This window comes from Acrocarpospora corrugata (assembly GCF_009687845.1).
GTDB classification, from domain to species: Bacteria; Actinomycetota; Actinomycetes; order Streptosporangiales; family Streptosporangiaceae; genus Acrocarpospora; species Acrocarpospora corrugata.
In genome coordinates, this window is the sequence record NZ_BLAD01000044.1 from 21,351 (window position 1) to 36,187 (window position 14,837).

A 14,837-nucleotide genomic window follows, 5' to 3' on the forward strand; every position below is an offset into this window, starting at 1 on the left:
CTTCGCCGGCCGCCGTCCCTCCCACGAGGGATGCCGGGAGCGTCGCCGACCAGGGACAATGCTGGGGTGGACCGAGCCTACGACCCGCGGAGCTTCCTGGTCGGCGCGCCGCTGGCGCTGCTGGCGGTGGCCGAGTCGGCCGGGCGCGCCCTCGGGTCCGGGTCGATGCTGCCGCTGGTGCTGTTCGCGGTGGCGACGACGCTGCCGCTGGTGCCGCTGTGGTCGCAGCCCGCGGTGGCCGCGCTGGTGGTCTCGGCGGCGTGCGTGCTGTCGGTGGCGGGGTTCCAGACGCTGACGGTGGCGGGGATGGGGGCGCAGCTGGTGGCGGGGTATCGGCTGGGCCGTACCGGTCCCGGCTGGGCGGCGCTGATCACTGCGGCGCCGTTCCCGGTGCTGGCGCTGGCCGGCGCCGAGGCGCGGACCCTCACGCTGGTGCTGGCCTGCCTGGCCCCGGCGGCGGCGCTGGCGGGGATCGCCCGCCGGGCCCGCCACGACGCGGCGGCCGGCACGGCGGCGCGGCAGGTCGTCGCCGACTCGCTGGTGGAGCACACCGCGCGGGGCGAGCGCGCCCGCATCGCCCGCGAACTGCACGATGTGGTGGCGCATCACATCTCGATGGTCGCCGTGCAGGCCGAGACGGCCCGGCTGACCACGCCCGGCCTGCCGGCCGCCGGGGCGGAACGGCTGTCGGCGATCGGCGACACGGCCCGGTCGGCGCTGACCGAGATGCGCCGCCTGCTCGGCGTGCTGCGCGAGGACACGGCCGCGGAGCTGCGGCCCCAGCCCGGGCTGCGCCTGGGCGAGGTCAACGAGCTGCTGGACGAGGCGCGGGACGCGGCCGGGACGGGAACCAGGCTCATCCTGAGCGGCTCGCCGGTCACGCTCGATCCGGGCGTCGAACTCGCCGCGTACCGGATCATCCAGGAGGCTCTCACCAACGCGCGGCGGCACGCCCCCGGCGCGGCCGTCGACGTCGAGCTGCGCTACGCCGGCGACGCGCTGCGCCTGCTCGTCCGCGACAACGGGCCGGGCCCGGCCGGCCCGGCGGGCGGGCACGGCCTGGCCGGGATGCGGGAGCGCGCCACCGCCGTCGGCGGCGGCCTGCGCGCCGGACCCGCGCCCGGCGGGGGTTTCCTGGTCGAGGCCCGCCTGCCAGGAACGCCGTCCCGATGAGCGAGATCAGGATCGTGGTCGTCGACGACCACCTGGTGGTGCGGACCGGTTTCGCCGGCCTGCTGGACACCCAGCCGGACTTTCACGTCGTCGGCACCGCCGCCGACGGCGCCGAAGCCCTGCGCGTGTGCCGCGAGACCACCCCCGACGTCGTCCTGATGGACGTCCGGATGCCCGGCATGGACGGCATCGAGGCCACCCGCCGCCTGACCGGCCCGCGCGTCCTCATCCTCACCACCTTCGACCTGGACGAGTATGTCTTCGACGCGCTCCGCGCCGGAGCCAGCGGCTTCCTGCTCAAGGACGTCACGGCGGAACACCTCTTCGACGCCGTCCGCGTCATCGCCGCGGGTCAGGCGCTGCTGGCCCCCGCCATCACCCGCCGCCTGATCACCGAGTTCGCCCACCCGCGCCCCAGCCGGCGCGCCGCCGCCCCCACCGGCCTGACCCCCCGCGAAACCCAGGTCCTGCGCCTGGTCGCCGAGGGCCTGTCCAACCAGGAGATCGCCGCCCGCCTCACCGTCACAGAGGAGACGGTGAAGACCCACGTCAGCCGGGTCCTGGCCAAACTGGGCCTGCGCGACCGCACCCAGGCGGTCATCGCCGCCTACGAGAGCGGCCTGGTCGTCCCGGGCTCCCGCTGAATTGTCGGGGGGACTCTCTATTGTCCCGATCATGAAGAACGCCTGGGACGAGATTCGGTCGGCGATAGACGCCGGAGCCGGAGCCGCCGTCGCGGACCTGATCACCGCGCTCGACGAGGAGCAGCGCCGCGCCGTGGCCCGCGAACTGCCCGGCCACCTGGCGGCCGTCCGGGCGGAATGGCAGCGCAGGCAGGCCGACTGGGAGGCGGGCCAGCACGCCCGCTGGGCCGAACTGGACCGGGAGGCGGAGCGGCTGGGCGTGCACATGCAGGCCGTGCCGGGGGCGGCGGCCGCCTTGGCCTGGACCGTGCCCAGCCCCTGGACGGCGCCCCTGCGGCTGGCGGGCGCGGGCACCCTGCCCGGCGCGGCTGCCGCTGTCTCCTGGCTCGGCAAGCGCGACTTCGAACCCGACTGGGAACACGACCCGATCGACGAAACCTCCCTGATCGCCCAGGCCGTGGCGGCCAGACCCGTCGCCTGGCAGCAGGACGTGGCGGTACGGCTGGCGCTCCGGTTACGCGCCACCCGCCCCGAAGCCGACCGGCAGGTGCGCCTGGTCCTGACGTTGCTGCGCGCCAGCGGCGCGGAGCCGCCCGAGCACGACCCGCTCACGCTCGCCTGGGTCGTGGCCGCCGCGCCCTCGGACCTGGCCGGTGACCCGCTGCTGGACTCGATGGTGCCGCGGCTGTTCGAGTCCGAGGGCGTGGGCCGTCTGCTGCGCGGCAGCACCGAGTGGCCGGCCGCCCTGGGCGCGCTGGCGGTGGCGGGCAGGGTCAAGCGGGAGACGCTGCTCGACGGCTGCCGTACCCGGTTCCTGCGCGGCGGGCAGGCCGCCGACCAGCGGTTCTTCGTGCGGCTGCACGACCTGCTCGGCCCGTCGCAGGAGGAGGCCGCCCCGCACCTGCGCGACTACCTGGCGATGTTGCCGGCCGCCCCGGCCAATGTCGCCGAGCTGGCGCTCAAGCAGGTGCGGCGGGCCGGGCCGGTGGAGCCGGGACCGGCGGGGGAGGCCGCCGAAGGGCTGATCTTCCGGACCGAGGGCAAGCTGGTTCAGGCCGGGCTGGCCTGGCTGGACCGGCTGCTCAAGGATTCCGGCGGCGACCTGGACGCCTACGCGCCCGCGCTGGCCGCCGCGCTGCTCTGCGAGTCGGCCGGCGCGCGGGAGCGGGCGGTGCAACTGGCCGTCAAGCACGCAGGACGGTTCACCCCGCTGGGGGCGGAGCTGCTCAGGGAGGCGGTGGAGACGCTGCCGGCCCACCAGGGCGCGGCGCTGGCGTCGATCTTCGGCGGCGAGGTGGCGGCGGAACCGGAGGCCGAGCCGTTCGTGCGGGTGCCGCTCCCGGCCGTCCCCGAGCCCGCGCCGTTCCCGCCGCTGGTGCGGGAACCGGAGGAGCTGGCCCGATTCTGGCCTTCCTACGACAACTGGCGGCGGTCGGAGCTCTGGCTGGACGGTTTCGTCCGGATGGCGGCCCTGGACCGGGATCGGCTGGCCGCCGCCCTGGCTCCGGCCACCACGCAGCGACCGCGCACCGCGGGGGCGCACTGGGCCCTCAACCTGGCCACCGCACTGGTCGGGCCCGATTCGCACCCGCCCTATGCCATGACGTCAGGCGGCGCCGGGGAGCTGATGCCCAGTGCCCGGCAGGCCGAGGTCTATGACGCGCTGGAGGCGGGGCTGCTGCCGCCGTACCTGCTGAGCACGCCGACCAGGGCCACCGGGCTGATCGACGCGGACGCGCTGGTGGAACGCGTGGCGGGGTACGAGCAGGCCGGGGTGACCGCGCTGCCGCAGGACCTGCGGCAGGCGTCGCTGCGGGCCGGCGGCGCCGTCGGCGCGGAGACCGCCGAACGGGCGGCCCGGCTGACCAGCCCGGCGGGACGTCAGGTCGCCCGCTGGCTCATCGACCGGCCCACCGCCCCCGAGGTCACCCTCATCTGGACTTCTCACGAGAACGACCCCCGGATCGACTTCCGCGTCGGCTCCGGGCCGGAGTACCGGGAGCTGATCGGCGAGTTGCTCGCTCCGCGCCTGCGCGAAGAGCCCTGCGAGCCGGCGCTCGCCGTGTTCGCCGGGCATCGGGAGCTGGCGGCGGCCCGCTGGGTCTACGCGCTGGAGTCGACCTGGCCGCTGGGGACGCCCACGCTCGCCCACCTGGAACTGCTGGTCTGCGCCGACGGCCCCGCCGGGCCCGCGACGGCGCTGCTGCTGGCCCACTTCCTGCAGGCCGGGCCGCACGGCGGCGCGGTGCCGTCCCTGCTGCGCCTGGCCGCCACCGGCGCCCTGCCGGGCGTGGAAGTCGGCACCCAGCTGGCCGCCCTGCTGAAACGGCGGGCCAAGGCCCCCGTCGAGGCCGTCGAGGCCCTGCGCGCCGCCGCCGAGCAGGGCGCGCACCGCGAGGTCTGGCAGGTGCTGACCGGCCTGCTGACCGCCTACCTGCCTGGACCCGGCGAACGCGCCACCACCGTGCACACCCGCCTGGTGAGTTTCGCCGCCGACGCGGCCGGCTGGGCCGGCGCCCGCGGCGAGGTCCCGGTCATCGCCGCGCTGGCGGCCCGCACCACCAGCTCCGAACTGGTACGCCAGGCCCGCCGCCTGCACACCTACCTCACCACCCCATATGTGGAGGAATGAGTCCACTTAGTATCATCGGATCATGAGCACCTCTTCGAAACCGCCGCTACGGGCCGACGCGGAACGTAACCGGCAGCGGGTCCTGGCCTCGGCCCGGCAGATGTTCGCCGAGCACGGCCTGGAGGTTCCGCTGGAAGAGGTCGCCCGCCACGCCGGGGTGGGCGTGGCCACCCTGTACCGCCGCTTCCCCACCCGCGAGGACCTGGTGGCCGCCGCGTTCCTGGCCAAGATGACCGCCTACGCCGACGCCGTGACGGCCGCCCTGGCCGACCCGGATCCGTGGCACGGGCTGTGCGGCTACCTGGAACGCGTCTGCGCCATGCAGGCCGAGGACCTCGGCTTCGCGCACGCGCTGACGCTGACCTTCCCCGGCCAGTGCGCGCTGCAGGCCGAACGCGACCGCGCCTACCACGGGCTGGTCGAGCTGATCGCCCGCGCCAAGGCCGCCGGCCGGCTGCGGGCCGAGTTCGTGCCCGAGGACCTGATCGTGCTGCTGACGGCCAACGCGGGCGTCGTCGCGGCCACCGAACAGGCCGCGCCCGGCACCTGGCGGCGGCTGCTGGCCTACCTGATCCAGGGTTTCGAGGCGCCCGGCACCGGGCCGCTCCCGCCGCCGCCCGCCCCCACCGCGGTCTACCGCGCCCTGGTGTCGGCGCGGCTCAGGAGTTGAGGAAGGCCAGCAGGTCGGCGCCGAGCCGCTCCTTGTGGGTGTCGGTCAGGCCGTGCGGCGCGCCGGGGTAGACCTTGAGCGTGGCCTTCCTGATCCGGGCCGCCGACGCCTTGCCGCCGGCCTCGAACGGCACCACCTGGTCGTCGTCGCCGTGGATGACCAGCGTGGGCACGTCGAAGGCGTCCAGGTCGGCGCGGAAGTCGGTGGCCGAGAACGCCGCGACGCACTCGTAGGCGTTGCGGTGCCCCGCCTGCATCCCCCGCAGCCAGAACGCCTCCCGCATGCCCTGCGACGGGTCGGCGCCGGGCCGGTTGCCGCCGAAGAACGGCCCGTCGGCCAGGTCGCGGTACAGCTGCGAACGGTCGGCCAGGGACCCGGCCCGGATCGCGTCGAACACCTCGATCGGCACGCCGCCGGGGTTGTCGTCGGTCCTCAGCAGAAACGGCGGCACGGCGGAGACCAGCACCACCTGCCTGACCCGCCCGGTGCCGTGCCTGCCGACGTAGCGGGCGATCTCCCCGCCTCCGGTGGAGAACCCCACCAGGGTGGCGTCCCGCAGGTCGAGCGCGCCGAGGAGGGTGGCCAGGTCGTCGGCGTAGGTGTCCATGTCGTTGCCGTGCCAGGTCTGCGTGGAGCGTCCGTGGCCGCGCCGGTCGTGGGCGATGACCCGGTAACCGCCGGCGGCCAGCAGCAGCATCTGCGCCTCCCAGCTGTCGGCGTTCAGCGGCCAGCCGTGGCTGAGCACGACCGGCCGCCCCGAACCCCAGTCCTTGTAGTAGATCTGGGCGTCGTCAGCGGTGGTGACGAATGGCATGGCTGGCTCCTGTCCACAGCGATCTCCGACCGCCCGATCATCGGCGCGGACCGGCCGGATTCGAATCCTGTGGAACGCGTAGTCGCGAGCCCTTCTCGCCGTCGGGCAGGGCGCGGTCGCCGCGCCCATTTCCGGGGCGATGGTCAGGCTCGGGCGGCTTCCTCCTCGGGAGCGCCTTCGGCGAGGGCGGCGTCGGCGGCCTCGACCGACTCGCTGGCCTTGTCGCGGCGGTACTCGCGGACCGAGTAGGCGATGGCCGCCGCCCACAGCAGGGCGATCGTGAGGTAGGCGAAGGTCTGGACGCCGCCGGAGGCCTCCACCCAGTCGCTGCGCAGCAGCGTCCGCACGTTGGTCAGCACGATGACGCCGCCCACGGCCGAGCCGAGGATGCGCGGCGGGATGTGGCGGACCAGCCAGGCCGCGATGGGGGCGGCGATCACGCCGCCGAGCAGCAGGACGCCGACCCAGGCGAAGTCGATGTTCTCCGAGCCGATGCCGACCAGGAAGCCGAGGCTGGCCGAGAGGGCGACCAGGAACTCGCTGGCGTCGATGGAGCCGATCACCTTGCGCGGCGGGATGCGGCCGCTGGCCAGGATGGCGGGGGTGCCGACCGGGCCCCAGCCACCGCCGCCGGTCGCGTCCACGAAGCCGGCCACCAGGCCGAGCGGGGCCAGGAAACGCTTGCGCAGCGGCTTGCCCAGGTTGCCGCGGGGCAGCCCGTACGCGGTGAAGCGGATCAGCACGTAGAGGCCGAGGGCCAGCAGGATCAGGGACATGATCGGGGCGGCGGTCTCGGTGGACAGGCTGGACAGGAAGGTGGCCCCGGCGAAGGCGCCGAGCGCGCCCGGGACGCCGATCTTGGCGACGACCTTCCAGTCGATGTTGCCGAACCGCCAGTGGGCCAGCCCGGAGGCGAGCGTGGTGCCGATTTCGGCCAGGTGCACCGTGGCCGAGGCGGCCGCCGCGTTGGTGCCGACGGCCAGGAGCAGGGTCGTCGAGGTGACGCCGTAGGCCATGCCCAGGCTGCCGTCCACCAGTTGAGCGGCGAAGCCGACCAGTCCGAGCAGGATGAGTGACCGCACCACGTCCCCTTTCCGGTATTTCCTACTTTCTCGATGATAATTATCGTTTAAGTGTCCTAATGCCCGTCAAGTCCTGTCTCAAATTCCCGCGTGTTGGGCGACGGAACTGTCGGTGACGAAGCGTAGCGTGCCAAGCACACACCGAGAGGAGCAGGGCATGTTTCGGGGGCTCGCCACGATCAGTTTCTTCGCCGACGATGTGGCGGCGGCGGCCGACTGGTACACCGAGGTGCTGGGCCTGGAACCGCACGTCGACCGGCCCGCCTACGCCGAGTTCCGGATCGGCGACCAGCAGCAGGAACTCGCCGTCATCGACCGCCGTTTCGCGCCGCACGGCCAGGCCGAAGGCCCCGGCGGCGCGATCGCGTTCTGGCACGTCGACAACCTGGAGGCCGCCTACGAACGGCTGCTGGCCATGGGCGCCAAGGAACACGAAGCGCCGTCCCACCGCAGCGGAGGCTTCGTCACCGCGTCGGTCGTCGATCCGTTCGGCAACATCCTGGGCGTCATGTACAGCCCGCACTACCTGGAGACCGCCATCCGGTGAGCCGGATATGTCACCCTTGATCTTGTGTTCTCCCCGGGAAGATCACGCGGATCGGGCCCGGCGCGGCCGGTCGCCCGCGCGCTGGCCGCCGCGCTGGTGGGCTTCGCCCTGCCGATGCTCGCCGTGGTGGCGACCCAGGCCGCGCTGTTCGTCGTCCCCTACGACGCCTCGACCGCGGGAGGCTGGGGGCGTTTCGGCCAGGGGATGGTCATCGTCGCGGTGGCCGTGCCGGTGCTACTGGTCCTGGCGTGGCCGCTGCTGTGGGCGCTGCGGGTGCGGCCCGCCTGGCATGTCGCGGTGCCGGCGCCGCTCGTCGCCGTCGTCCTGTTCGTCGTGGCCAACGCCCTGCAGCTCATCCAGGACTCACTGACCGCGCTGCTGGTGGTGCCGACGCTGGCGTACGGGCTGGCCGCCCTGCTCACCACGCCGGGCGGGTCCCTGTGGTGGTGGCAGCAGCTGCCGTTGATGGCTGTGGGCGGCCCCCCGCCGGTCCTGGCCGGCACACCAGATCCCGATATTTCCGGTATCGGGGTCCCGCTGATCGCGCCCGACCTGCCCGGCTACCGGATCGCCGGCCTGGCCGCCAAGCCCGGCGAGCTGCGCTACCTGCTGCGGCCCCGGGCGCTGCACGACGCCGCCACCCCCGCCCAGCGCGCCGCCTCCACCCTGGCGGTGATCGTCCGCGCCCGGGTGGACCCGCCCGGCGAGGACTCGGTACGAACCGGAGGGCCCCCGCACCTGGCGGCGGGACGCCACCTACGTCGTGGACCGCGACGACGCCACCGTCATGCTGACGGCGGGGTCCACCGTCCCGGCCGACATCGTCGGCCAGGCCGTCGACACGCTGGCGCCCCGCCCGCAGGCCCATTTCACGGTGTAACCGTCACGCCTCGCTCAGATGGGCGCCCAGAGCGGAGAGGAACTCGGCCGGCTTCTCCAGGTGCGGGCTGTGGCCGCAGTCCTCCAGCACCACCTCGCGGTAGGGGCCGTAGGCGGCCAGGACGGCCCGCGTCTGGGTCACCATCGGCTGGCCCGGCGTGCCGGGGGAGCCGGGGATGACCCCGAGCACGCCCAGATGGACCAGGTCGAACACCGAGGTGTCGGAGACGATGACGTCGTCGGCCCCCCGGATCCACAGAATGGGCGGCTTCGGGTCGATCGAAGGCAGGTCGTCGAGGCGGAAGTGCACGGGGGCCAGCGAGTTCAGGACGCCGCGTGTCCCGGGCGCCAGGCCGGGCCACTCGGGGGAGGCGGCGGCGTCGCCGGGGTAGTGGTCCTCACCGACCCGGGTGGTCAGCATCGACTCGACGTAGAAGTCCTCGTCCTCGATGACCGCGCCCGGCTTGACGTAGGCGGTGCGGAACACCGTGCGGGGCGACAGCGGGGAATCCTCCGACCGCTCGCCCGCCGCCAGCAGCTTGACGAAGTCGGGGTTGGCGCCGCCCGCGCCGGACCCGGTCCCGTCGGCGTGGGTCAGCGTGCCGTCATGCCCCTCGGTGCCGCCGAACCCGTACGGCGAGACCGGATTCACCAGCGTCACGCTCGCCACCACCCCCGGCCGGTCCCGCAACGCCTGCAGCACCACACCGCCGCCCATGCTCCACCCGACCAGGTGCACCCGGTCAAGCCCCAGCGCGTCGATCAACGCCAGCACGTCGTCGGAGTAGTCCCGCACCCCCCGGGTGGCGTCCACCGGCTCGGGATCGGTCGCCCCGAACCCGCGCAGATCCACCGCCATCGGCCGGTAGGAGCCGGACAGCGCGCGCAGCGCGTCCCGCCAGAAGGCGCCCGAGGACACGTTGCCGTGCACGAACAGCACGACCTCGCCCTCCGCTCCGGGCACCGTCAGCACGTTCTGGGTCAATCGGGATGTGGCGATCCGCTCGTTCTTCATGCCACCGGCTCCTTTGTCGCGTGGTTGGCTCACCGTATGCAGGGATCGCCGCCACGCCTATGGGGGCCCCGCACACACCTCACTAGCCGGCCATGGCGTCACGCGCCATCCCGCAGCCGGTGCAGGCGCAGCGCCAGCTGGATCTCCAGCGCGCGTTCCGGCTCCTGCCAGTCGCCGCCGAGCAGCTGGCCGATCCGGTCCAGGCGCTGGGTGACGGTGTTGACGTGGATGTGCAGCGCCTCGGCCGTACGCGACAGGGAGCCGCCGCAGCCGAAGTAGGCGGTCAGCGTGCCGCGCAGCCGGGTGCCGCGGCGGGCGTCGTAGTCCAGGACCGGGCCGATCGCGTCGGCCAGGAAGGCGGGCACGTCGCCGCCTTCGCCGATGAGCAGGCCGACGAAGCCGAGTTCGGCCGCGCCGGCGCCGTCGCCGCCCCGGCCGAGCGCCCGCAGCGCGTCCGCGCACCGCTGCGACTCCCGGTAGGCCGCCGCCAGCGGCCCGCCCGTCACCGCCGCCGCCCCCGCCGTGGCCGGCCCGCCGAGCGAGACGGTCAGCTCGGCCGCCACCCGCCGCGCCAGCACACCCGGCTTGTCGCCCGGCAGCAGCAGGATGACCTCCTGCCCGCGCGCGGCGGCCAGCCCATGCGCGAGCGCGGCCTGCGAGGACGCCCAGAACGCGGCGCGTTCGCGCTGCCCGTCGTGGCGGGCCACGACCAGCACGTGCGGCGCCTCCAGGTGCACGCCCAGGCGGCGGGCCCGGTCCGGCAGCCCGTCCAGCTCCGGCCGGAAGATCAGATCGTCCAGCAGTTCGCCGCGGACCCGGCCCTCGGCGTCGGCGACGCTGCGCCGGAACAGCAGCAGCAGCGCCGTCACCAGGGCGGCCCGCTCCAGGATCCGCTGGTCGGTGTCGGCCAGCCGGGCCGCGGTGCGCAGCACGAGCGTGCACAGCGGAGCCGCGCCCACATCCACCGAGGCCACGAACACCTCACCGCGCCGGACCGTCCGGCCCAGCGCCCGGGAGGACCGGGCCGCCTCAGACACCCCCGCGTCCAGGCCGTCGGTGTCGCCCGCCAGCGGGCGGCCCTCCTCGTCCAGCACGGTCAGCCGCCCGCCGAGCACCTCGGTGACCACCGCCGCCACATCCTCGACGCCGCCGCCGCGCAGCACCAGCCCGGTCATCCGGTCGTGCGCCGCGGCGGCCCGCTCGATCGCGTCGCTGTGCGCCCGGATCAGCGTGTTGGCCTCGCTCAGCTCGGTCAGCGCGGCCCGGGTCTCCTCCAGCAGGCGGGCCGTGTCGATCGCCACCGCGGCGTGCGCGGCCAGCGAGGACAGCAGCGCCACCTCCTCGTGCGCGAACGGCCGCGCGCTCCGGTTGGCCGCGAACAGCACGCCGATGACCTGCGTCCCGAGCCGCATCGGCACCCCCAGAATGGCGACCAGGCCCTCCTCCCGGACCGCGTCGTCGATCGTCGCCGTGTGCCGGAACCGCTCGTCCTCGAAATAGTCCCCCGTGTTGTACGGCACGCCCGACTGCGCCACCAGCCCGCCCAGCCCGGCCCCCATCGCCAGCCGCAGCCCGCGGAACCGCGCCGCCGCGGACCCGTCGGTGACCCGCATGAACGTGTCACCGCGCTCGGGATCGTTCAACGTCATGTACGCGACGTCGGTCCCCAGCAGCTGCCGGGCCCGCCGCACGATCGCCGCCAGCACCGCGTCCAGATCCCGCAGCGCCGCCAGGTCGCCGGCCGTGTCGAACAGCGCCGACAGCTCGGCCTCCCGCTTGGCCCGCCGCCGCAGCATGCCGCGCACCCGCAGCGCCGCGACCTTGTCCCGCTCCAGCCGCTCCAGCGTGGCCGCGTCGGCCCCGCCGGCCCGCGCCCGCAGGACCGGCCCTTCGAACTCGACCGCCGACGCCTCCCGGACCAGCAGTTCGAGGAACACGTCCATGTCGGGCCTTTCTCGCTGATGAACAGCACCAAAGATATGCGTAAGCCTGGTCATGCCCGTGTGTCGCAGCCCGCCCGGCCGCCGCCCTTCGCGTAGTTCTGTAACTACTTTTCGTTAATCTTCGGGGGTTCAGTCATGCTCGACACCGTGACCGCCGCGATCGCGGAGATCGCCGCGGGGCGTCCCATCCTGGTCATCGACAACGAGGACCGGGAGAACGAAGGGGACCTGATCGCGGCCGGGTCACTGATGACGCCGGTGCTGATGGCGTTCCTGATCCGGCACAGCGGCGGCGTGGTGTGCGCGGCCATGGACGGCTCCGACCTGGACCGGCTGCACCTGCCGCCGATGGTCGCGCTCAACGAGGACCCGAAGGCCACCGCGTTCACCGTCTCCGTCGACGCCGCCGACGGCACCACCGGCATCTCGGCCGCCAACCGCGCCAACACGCTGCGCCTGCTCGCCGACCCGGCCACCGGGCCCCGGCAGCTGCAGCGGCCCGGCCACGTCTTCCCGCTCCGCGCCGCGGACGGCGGCCTGGACGCCCGGCACGGCCACACCGAGGCCGGCGTGGAACTGTGCCGGCTGGCGGGGCTGCCGCCGGTGGCCGCGCTCACCGAGGTGTTCAACGCCGACGGCAGCCTGGCCCGCCTGCCCCAGCTGCGGGTCTTCGCCGACGAGCACGGGCTGCTGCTGATCTCCATCGAGCAGCTGATGGAGCACCGCCGCAGCGCCGTACCGGCCGGGGTGTGATCGGATGCGAGCCGTCGTCTTCGACCTGGACGACACGCTGGTCGGCAGCGGCCTGGTCTGGGACCAGATCTGGCGGGACTACCACCGCCGCCACGGCGGCAGCGGCGGCGACATCGGCGCGCTGCTCGGCGGCGCGGACTGGACCGAGTTCCTGGCCGACTCCTGCGGCACCGATCCCGGCCAGGTCTACGCCGAATGCACCGCCGCCGCGCTCACCGCCCTGGCCGAGGGCCGGATCAGACTGGTGGACGGCGCTCTCGACCTGCTGGCCGCCGCGTCCCTGTGGGTGCCGGTGGCGGTCGCCTCGGCGGCCCCGCACCGGTACGTGCACGCCGCCGTCACCGCCCTCGGCCTGACCGGCCACGTCACCGCCGTCGTCGCCGACGAGGACGTGACCGCCGCCAAACCGGAGCCCGACGCCTACCTGCTGGCGGCCGAACTCCTCGGCCAGGACCCGGCCGCCTGCCTGGCGGTGGAGGACTCGGCCACCGGCATCCGCGCCGCCCACGCCGCCGGCCTGACCGTCCTGGCGATCCCCAACCGGACCCGCCCGCCCGGCCCCGACATCCTCGGCCTCGCCGCCCACCGGGCCGGTACGGCGACCGCCGCCCTCCCCGTCCTGACCAGGATCATCGCCCACGGCGAGGTGAGCGTGTAGCCGGGTCCTGGTGCGGGCGGGGGTGGCGTGGCTACCGTGGCCCGCATGAGCGGACCGGTTGCGGTGCTGATCGTGGACGACGACCCGCGGTCGCGGGCCGGGCTGCGGCTGATTCTCGCCGTCGCCGCGGATCTGCGCGTGGTGGCGGAGGCCGGGGAGGGCTCCCAGGTCGTGCCCCTGGTGGAACGCCACGACCCGGACGTGATCCTGATGGAGCTGCTGATGCCCGCCTGGGACGGGCTCGCCGCCACCCAGGCGCTGCGGGCCCGCCCGGATCCGCCCGAGGTGATCGTGCTGACCACGGTGGACCCCGACGACCGGGTGCTGGGCGCGTTACGCGCCGGGGCGGCCGGGTTCCTGCGCAAGGACACCCCGCCGGAGCAGGTCGTGACGGCGGTCCGCCGGGTGGCGCGCGGCCAGCCGGTGCTGTCCCCGGAGGTCGCCCGGCGGCTGCTGGCCCGGGTCCCCGACTCCGACCGCGATCGCCGCCGGGCGGTGGCGCGGGCCCGGCTGGCCTCGCTGCCGGCGCGCGAGCACGCCGTCGCGATGGCCGTCGGGCGGGGGCTCAGCGACGCGGAGGCCGGGACGCTGCTGTTCCTGAGCGTGACGGCGGTGCGGGAGCACGTGGCCGACATCCTGGCCCGCTTCGGCCTCAACAACCGCGTCCAGATCGCACTGCTCACGCACGACGCCGGCCTGCTGGACGATCAGTCCTGACCGCGCTCGTACCGGTGCAGCACGACCGCGTCGTCCAGCGTCCTGGTTTCCAGCAGCCGCAGTTTGAGCCGGTCCTTCACTCCGGCCAGCACCGGGGTGCCGCCGGTGAGCAGGACCGGGTGGACGATGATCTGGTATTCGTCGATCAGGCCGAGCTCGGTCAGGCTGACCGCCAGGCCGGTCCCGCCGGTCAGCAGGATGTCCTTGCCCGGCTCCGCCTTCAGCGCGGCGATCTTCCCGGCCAGGCCAGCGCCGCTGATCACGCGCGTGTCCCAGTCGGCCTCGGTCAGCGTGTTGGTGACGACGATCTTCGGGGTGCGCCGCCAGAGCGGCGCGTAGGCGATGTCGTGCGGGTGGTCGGAGACGGTGTCGGCGGTGGGCCAGTAGCTCACCATCACCTGGTAGACCACCCGCCCGTACATCAGCGTGCCCACCGATTCGTTCAGCTTCTGCGAGTACGCCGACAGCTCCGGCCCCATCAGCGGCCAGTCGAGGACGTGGTCGGGGCCGTCGAAGAAGCCGTCGACGGAAGTGTGAACCCAGTAGATGATCTTCCGCATGGTGTGCTCCCTTGCCGTGGGTGTTCGTCACACCTGGGTCGGAGCCACCGCCGCGGTCTCTACATCCGCCCGGAAAGAATTCTCCGGCGCGCGTCATGAGACGTCCCGGGCGAGGAAGCAGCCGCCGTCCCGCCAACCTCGGGCGCGAGATCCGGGTCTGGCCGTGGCCGGGGTGCCCGGCCACGGCGTGGGGTTCTCAGCCCTCTTGCAGTACGGACAGGATGTTGCCGGCCGGGTCCTTGAACCAGGCGATGAGCGGCCCGCCCTGCCGGAAGACGCCCTTGTCGTCGACGCCCTCGTAGCGTTCGAAGGTGATGCCGCGCGCGACCAGTTCCTCGACGGCGGCCTCGATGTCCGGGACCGGGAAGTTGAGGGTGGTGTAGGTCGCGGGCGCGTGCTGGTCGCCCTTCGGGTAGACCAGGGTGTCGCGGTCGCCGGCCAGGTGCAGGAACAGCAGCCCGTTCCGTTCGCTCACGTTCAGGCCGAGCGTCTCCCCGTAGAACTTGCGGGCCTCGGCGATGTCGTCCACGGAGAACCCGCTGAACGCCTTGGTGTTCTCGAACATGATGTTCCCTCCTGCTCCCGGTCTTCTCGACCGAGACGTAGAAACCAGCGAGCCGAGTCCGGCACGGTGGTTGGGGAAATGCCGCTACCCAGGAAGCCGCCGGATGAGATGTCTCATCCTGATCCACACTAACCCCGCCAGATCCGGGCGAAGCCCAACGTATGAGCCCGATCCGAGGCGCCGAA

Annotated in this window: 15 protein-coding genes and 1 pseudogene; 8 read left to right on the forward strand and 8 right to left on the reverse strand. The window is 73.8% G+C overall.

Going from position 1 to position 14,837, the window contains the following annotated elements; genetic code table 11:
• Nucleotides 1-66 precede the first annotated feature (66 nt).
• From Acor_RS11635 to Acor_RS11650, 4 genes are read left to right on the forward strand one after another with little or no spacing between them, the layout of a single operon-like run.
• Nucleotides 67-1,173 (forward strand): sensor histidine kinase, encoded by a 1,107-nt coding sequence (locus Acor_RS11635; protein WP_218034233.1) that lies wholly within the window; start codon nucleotides 67-69, stop codon nucleotides 1,171-1,173.
• A complete protein-coding gene (locus Acor_RS11640) occupies nucleotides 1,170-1,817 on the forward strand; it encodes a response regulator (RefSeq protein WP_155336616.1) in 648 nt (215 codons plus the stop codon). Before Acor_RS11635 ends, Acor_RS11640 begins: the two co-directional genes overlap by 4 nt.
• A 31-nt stretch (nucleotides 1,818-1,848) precedes the next feature.
• A complete protein-coding gene (locus Acor_RS11645) occupies nucleotides 1,849-4,449 on the forward strand; it encodes a hypothetical protein (protein ID WP_155336617.1) in 2,601 nt (866 codons plus the stop codon).
• A gap of 22 nt (nucleotides 4,450-4,471) precedes the next feature.
• Entirely contained in the window at nucleotides 4,472-5,119 is a 648-nt protein-coding gene (locus Acor_RS11650) for a TetR/AcrR family transcriptional regulator (RefSeq protein WP_155336618.1), read from the forward strand.
• On the opposite strand, the gene Acor_RS11655 is transcribed toward Acor_RS11650, so the two are convergent.
• A complete protein-coding gene (locus tag Acor_RS11655; protein WP_155336619.1) occupies nucleotides 5,109-5,933 on the reverse strand; it encodes an alpha/beta fold hydrolase in 825 nt (274 codons plus the stop codon). The two genes, Acor_RS11650 and Acor_RS11655, sit on opposite strands and share 11 nt — an antisense overlap.
• A 143-nt stretch (nucleotides 5,934-6,076) precedes the next feature.
• Nucleotides 6,077-7,015 carry a sulfite exporter TauE/SafE family protein gene (locus Acor_RS11660; protein WP_155336620.1) on the reverse strand — a complete coding sequence of 313 codons (939 nt, stop codon included), beginning with the start codon at nucleotides 7,013-7,015 and terminating at the stop codon, nucleotides 6,077-6,079.
• Between the two features lie 157 nt (nucleotides 7,016-7,172).
• Here Acor_RS11660 and Acor_RS11665 point away from each other — a divergent pair, with 157 nt between their 5' ends.
• Complete coding sequence (locus Acor_RS11665; protein ID WP_155336621.1) at nucleotides 7,173-7,562, forward strand: VOC family protein; 390 nt, start codon at nucleotides 7,173-7,175, stop codon at nucleotides 7,560-7,562.
• Between the two features lie 158 nt (nucleotides 7,563-7,720).
• Here the strand turns inward: Acor_RS11665 and Acor_RS42110 are convergent, their stop codons facing one another.
• The 4 genes from Acor_RS42110 to Acor_RS11675 form a co-directional block, all read right to left on the reverse strand.
• A complete protein-coding gene (locus Acor_RS42110; RefSeq protein WP_170316881.1) occupies nucleotides 7,721-7,918 on the reverse strand; it encodes a hypothetical protein in 198 nt (65 codons plus the stop codon).
• 7 nt (nucleotides 7,919-7,925) lie between these two features.
• Complete coding sequence (locus tag Acor_RS42115) at nucleotides 7,926-8,318, reverse strand: hypothetical protein (protein WP_170316882.1); 393 nt, start codon at nucleotides 8,316-8,318, stop codon at nucleotides 7,926-7,928.
• 127 nt (nucleotides 8,319-8,445) lie between these two features.
• A complete protein-coding gene (locus Acor_RS11670) occupies nucleotides 8,446-9,456 on the reverse strand; it encodes an alpha/beta fold hydrolase (protein ID WP_155336622.1) in 1,011 nt (336 codons plus the stop codon).
• Nucleotides 9,457-9,554: 98 nt separating this feature from the next.
• Nucleotides 9,555-11,399 (reverse strand): helix-turn-helix domain-containing protein, encoded by a 1,845-nt coding sequence (locus Acor_RS11675; RefSeq protein ID WP_155336623.1) that lies wholly within the window; start codon nucleotides 11,397-11,399, stop codon nucleotides 9,555-9,557.
• 135 nt (nucleotides 11,400-11,534) lie between these two features.
• Here Acor_RS11675 and ribB point away from each other — a divergent pair.
• The 3 genes and pseudogenes from ribB to Acor_RS11690 form a co-directional block, all read left to right on the forward strand.
• A pseudogene (gene ribB / locus Acor_RS11680) lies at nucleotides 11,535-12,128 on the forward strand (3,4-dihydroxy-2-butanone-4-phosphate synthase); the annotation flags it as partial.
• 28 nt (nucleotides 12,129-12,156) lie between these two features.
• Complete coding sequence (locus Acor_RS11685; RefSeq protein WP_155336625.1) at nucleotides 12,157-12,810, forward strand: HAD family hydrolase; 654 nt, start codon at nucleotides 12,157-12,159, stop codon at nucleotides 12,808-12,810.
• Between the two features lie 45 nt (nucleotides 12,811-12,855).
• Complete coding sequence (locus Acor_RS11690; RefSeq protein WP_155336626.1) at nucleotides 12,856-13,527, forward strand: response regulator; 672 nt, start codon at nucleotides 12,856-12,858, stop codon at nucleotides 13,525-13,527.
• On the opposite strand, the gene Acor_RS11695 is transcribed toward Acor_RS11690, so the two are convergent.
• Together Acor_RS11695 and Acor_RS11700 are read right to left on the reverse strand one after the other, a co-directional pair.
• Nucleotides 13,518-14,087, reverse strand: a complete 570-nt coding sequence (locus Acor_RS11695) for a dihydrofolate reductase family protein (protein WP_155336627.1) — start codon at nucleotides 14,085-14,087, stop codon at nucleotides 13,518-13,520. The two genes, Acor_RS11690 and Acor_RS11695, sit on opposite strands and share 10 nt — an antisense overlap.
• Nucleotides 14,088-14,283: 196 nt before the next feature.
• The gene (locus tag Acor_RS11700) at nucleotides 14,284-14,652 is read right to left on the reverse strand and encodes a VOC family protein (protein WP_155336628.1); all 369 of its coding nucleotides are present in this window, start codon (nucleotides 14,650-14,652) and stop codon (nucleotides 14,284-14,286) included.
• Nucleotides 14,653-14,837: the final 185 nt, after the last annotated feature.

Bases quoted from the DNA above. Each gene is read 5' to 3' on its own strand.
- Acor_RS42110 (WP_170316881.1), bottom strand. From the start codon at position 7,918: ATGAGCTGCAGGGCGTTGGCCACGACGAACAGGACGACGGCGACGAGC.
- Acor_RS11685 (WP_155336625.1), top strand. From the start codon at position 12,157: ATGCGAGCCGTCGTCTTCGACCTGGACGACACGCTGGTCGGCAGCGGC.
- Acor_RS11655 (WP_155336619.1), bottom strand. From the start codon at position 5,933: ATGCCATTCGTCACCACCGCTGACGACGCCCAGATCTACTACAAGGAC.
- Acor_RS11645 (WP_155336617.1), top strand. From the start codon at position 1,849: ATGAAGAACGCCTGGGACGAGATTCGGTCGGCGATAGACGCCGGAGCC.
- Acor_RS11640 (WP_155336616.1), top strand. From the start codon at position 1,170: ATGAGCGAGATCAGGATCGTGGTCGTCGACGACCACCTGGTGGTGCGG.
- Acor_RS11650 (WP_155336618.1), top strand. From the start codon at position 4,472: ATGAGCACCTCTTCGAAACCGCCGCTACGGGCCGACGCGGAACGTAAC.
- Acor_RS11700 (WP_155336628.1), bottom strand. From the start codon at position 14,652: ATGTTCGAGAACACCAAGGCGTTCAGCGGGTTCTCCGTGGACGACATC.
- Acor_RS11670 (WP_155336622.1), bottom strand. From the start codon at position 9,456: ATGAAGAACGAGCGGATCGCCACATCCCGATTGACCCAGAACGTGCTG.
- Acor_RS11675 (WP_155336623.1), bottom strand. From the start codon at position 11,399: ATGGACGTGTTCCTCGAACTGCTGGTCCGGGAGGCGTCGGCGGTCGAG.
- Acor_RS11690 (WP_155336626.1), top strand. From the start codon at position 12,856: ATGAGCGGACCGGTTGCGGTGCTGATCGTGGACGACGACCCGCGGTCG.
- Acor_RS11695 (WP_155336627.1), bottom strand. From the start codon at position 14,087: ATGCGGAAGATCATCTACTGGGTTCACACTTCCGTCGACGGCTTCTTC.
- Acor_RS11665 (WP_155336621.1), top strand. From the start codon at position 7,173: ATGTTTCGGGGGCTCGCCACGATCAGTTTCTTCGCCGACGATGTGGCG.